Raw genomic sequence first — 3,325 nt, 5'->3', positions numbered from 1 at the left:
TCAGTCAATTTGCCTTCGCCGAGCTCTCCCGCCACCGACGCGATCATCGAGACTTCGAGCAATTCCTTCGGCGCCAGCGGCGGCAGGATCGACGGCAGCCGCTGCGCCAGCATCAATTTGCCCGAGCCCGGCGGCCCGATCATCAGAAGATCGTGCCACATTCTCCAGCATGGGGCTCGAATGGGTTGCGAACCCGGGAGAGAGGGTGCGCCGTTGGTGGCGTATGCGGCCTACTTTCCACTGCTGGAGGCCCTGACGGTTGACCCCATCGGCCATATGGAACACACTGCCGGCCTCGAAACGGGGCAGCGAAATGGGTGGTCCCGGGACGGAATCAGCCATCATCGATCGGATTTACGAGGCGGCTTTCCTGCCGGACGAATGGCCGAAGGCCTTGGGCGCGATCAGCGCCCTGTCCGGCTCGGCCGCCGGCACCATCTTCCTCTTCGGCGACGACATGCCGGTGCGTGGTCGTAGCGAGGAGATCGTGCGACCGCTGTTCGACGAGTTCGTCGCCAGCGATGCGTGGAAGGTCTCCGACTCGGTGCAGCGCACATACACGCTCAGGCCGTCTGAATTCATCGTCGTCGACGACTTGATGAGCGCCGGAGAGATCGAGCGCGATCCGGTGCGCCGCAAGCTCAGGGCCTTTGGCATCGGCCGGCATATCTGCGCGGTCGTGCCGATGCCGACGGGCGAACTGGTCACCTTTGTGTTCCAGCGCTGGCTGAAGGACGGCGCCTGCGACCTGGCCTCGCTCGCCCTGCTGAACTCGTTTCGCCCGCACCTTGCCCGCGCCGGCCTCATCGCCGCGCGGCTCGGCCTGGAAGCGGCTCGCGAAACCGTCACCGCGCTCGAAGCCATCGGTCTGCCGGCCGCGATCATGACCGGGGCCGGCCGCGTGCTGGCGGCCAACCGGTTTCTGGAGGCGATGTCGGACATCTTCCTGTCCGCCTCGCATGGCGGCCTGGCCATCGCCCATGCGCCCGCCAATGCGCTTCTGCAGGAGGCTATCACGGGGAACCGGGCCGATGCCGTCGTGCGCTCGTTCCCGGTGCCGGCAAGCCAGGGGCAGCGGGCCATGGTCGTCCATGTACTGCCGCTGCGCCGCACGGCACGCGACCTGTTTTCCGGCGCGGAGCTGCTTGTCGCCGCGACGGTGCCGTCGCCCGGCGCTTTTGTCCCGTCCGCCGGCATCCTGATGGGCCTGTTCGACCTAACGCCAGCCGAGGCGCGGCTGGCGACGAACCTGAACGCGGGCCAATCGCTCGGGGTTGCGGCGGCGGCGAGCGGGATCACGGTCAAGTCGGCCCGCACCTATCTCGAGCGCATCTTCCGCAAGACCGGCACACATCAGCAAAGCGAGCTCGTCGCGCTGCTCAAGACCGTCCACCCGTTCCCTGCTCATTGAAGACCTTCGACCCAGGGCCGAATGCTGTTGCAGCGTACAACTGGCGGGCGAGCACCGGCAACGCGCGCGGCATGTGGCAACGCTGCAACAGAAGGGGCCGGATCGTACGCATTGGCCGGCGAAATCCGACCGATAGTCGTCATGTGACGACTGTTCATCCCCCCGCATCCCCCGACATTCTTTCCGCGAAGCCGATCGAATCGGCGGAGGGGTTGCATGGTGGACCGTCTGTTCAGGCTCGCGGCGTTGGCCGCGATGGTGTCGTTGGCGCTGGTGGGGGCGGCGGCGGCGCAATCGGTCTGTGTCGCGGTTAGCGGGGCTCCACCGAGCCCGAGCGGGACTGCACTAGGTGCAGACTCGCTCGCCTGCGGGGTGGGCGCTGTGGCCAGAGGCGGCGGAACATCGATCGGCACTGGTACGGGAAACTTTTCGGGTGTGGGCAATGAAAATAATGTAGCCGTCGGCAACGGTGCTGGCGTCAGCGTGTACGGCAGCGGCAATGCCGCCTTCGGTTACTTGGCGGGCAACGCCGTAGCCGGGGGCAGCGACGGAGCGGGCGGCCTCCGCGATGGAAACGATAACATCGCCATCGGAAGCCAAGCAGGCTCCATCGTGACTGGCAGCAACAACATCGCTAGCGGCATCCGGGCCGGGCGGGAGGTGACTGGTAGTAACAACATCGCTACCGGCTTTCAGGCCGGGGGGGACGTATCGGGCCATCAGAACATCGCCAGCGGCAGCAATGCCGGGGGGGCCGTAAGGGGCGATTATAACATCGCCAGCGGCAACAACGCCGGCGCATTCGTGACGGGCAACTACAACATCGCCAGCGGCGCCTTCGCCGGCGACACTGTGATTGGCGACTACAACGTCGCCATTGGCGACTCCTCCGGCCTATATGTGACGGGGAGCAACAACATCGCGTTCGGCCGGAATGCCGGCGGCGGAATTTCCGGCGCGCCCCTGACGATGAACGATTCGATCTCGATCGGCTCCGACAGCGCGGCGGGTTTCGACAATTCGGTGGCCATCGGCGCCGGCGTGAAGACCACGCGGGCCGGCCAGGTGGCGATCGGCGACGGCGCCGCCACCTACACATTCGCCGGCGTCAACAGCGCCGCCAGCAAGGCTGCGCAGAGCGGCCCGACCTACCTGCTCACCAGCGATGGCGCCGGCAATCTCGCCACATCGCGCATCGACATCGGTCAGATCGCCGGGCTGGACAACCGTGTCAGCACGCTCGAAAATGGTTTTAGCGACCTCAACGGCCGCATCGATTGAGGGCACTGCCATGGCGCTCGCCATGGCCGGCGGCAGCCTGCCGGCCGACAAGAATTTCGCCGTCTCGATCAATTGGGGCACGTTCGAGGGCCAGAATGCCTTTGCCGGCACCGCCCATGCCCGGCTCACCGACAACCTCTTCATCAATGGCGGCGTCGGCGTCGGCGCCAGCGATCACACGGTCGGCGGCCGCGCTGGCCTGATGCTGGCGTGGTAGGCGGCCGATGTGCATTCAGGAGTTTCGCCGGCAAACCGGGCGAAAGGCCGTTATTTGACGGCATTGTGCCGTCCGTTCGCCGACAACCGTCGGGGCGCCGCGGCTCGGATCGATTCCAGGGAAAGGGCAACATCATGGAACGTTTGATCGGGCTGACGATGGTGACCGCCACGATCACGCTGGCCCTGGCGGCGGCGGCGGCGGCGCAGGCGGTCTGCGGCGTCGCCGCGACGGATGCGGGCCCGTTTACCAGCGGCGGCGGCGCGACGGCGACGGGCGCCGGCTCGCTCGCTTGCGGTCCCCGAGCTGTAGCCGTCAACGGAGGAACTTCGATCGGCGAGGGCGCGGGGGGCAGCAGTCAAGCAGACAACCGGGACAACGCCGCCATTGGCGGGGTCGCTGGCATATTCGTGGAC

General features: G+C 66.8%; 3 protein-coding genes and 2 pseudogenes. 4 read left to right on the top strand and 1 reads right to left on the bottom strand.

Annotated features, from left to right (window positions below):
* A pseudogene (locus EN991_RS28810) lies at window positions 1-155 on the bottom strand (ATP-binding protein); the annotation flags it as partial.
* A 104-nt stretch (window positions 156-259) separates the two neighbouring features.
* On the opposite strand from EN991_RS28810, the gene EN991_RS28805 reads away from it, so the two are divergent.
* The 4 genes and pseudogenes from EN991_RS28805 to EN991_RS28790 form a co-directional block, all read left to right on the top strand.
* A complete protein-coding gene (locus EN991_RS28805; protein WP_245461096.1) occupies window positions 260-1,411 on the top strand; it encodes a helix-turn-helix transcriptional regulator in 1,152 nt (383 codons plus the stop codon).
* A gap of 216 nt (window positions 1,412-1,627) precedes the next feature.
* Entirely contained in the window at window positions 1,628-2,692 is a 1,065-nt protein-coding gene (locus tag EN991_RS28800) for a hypothetical protein (protein WP_127370019.1), read from the top strand.
* 10 nt (window positions 2,693-2,702) lie between these two features.
* Window positions 2,703-2,909, top strand: coding sequence for a YadA-like family protein (locus EN991_RS40025; RefSeq protein WP_164766107.1), 207 nt, complete (start codon window positions 2,703-2,705; stop codon window positions 2,907-2,909).
* 134 nt (window positions 2,910-3,043) lie between these two features.
* Window positions 3,044-3,325, top strand: a pseudogene (locus tag EN991_RS28790) (hypothetical protein); the annotation flags it as partial.

Origin of the sequence: Mesorhizobium sp. M7A.F.Ca.US.005.03.2.1, assembly GCF_003997795.1 — a bacterium.
Taxonomy (GTDB): Bacteria; Pseudomonadota; Alphaproteobacteria; order Rhizobiales; family Rhizobiaceae; genus Mesorhizobium; species Mesorhizobium ciceri.
This window is presented reverse-complemented; position numbering and strand designations above follow the sequence as displayed.

Coding starts and splice junctions, on each gene's coding strand:
- EN991_RS40025 (WP_164766107.1), top strand. CDS start 2,703: ATGGCGCTCGCCATGGCCGGCGGCAGCCTGCCGGCCGACAAGAATTTC.
- EN991_RS28800 (WP_127370019.1), top strand. CDS start 1,628: ATGGTGGACCGTCTGTTCAGGCTCGCGGCGTTGGCCGCGATGGTGTCG.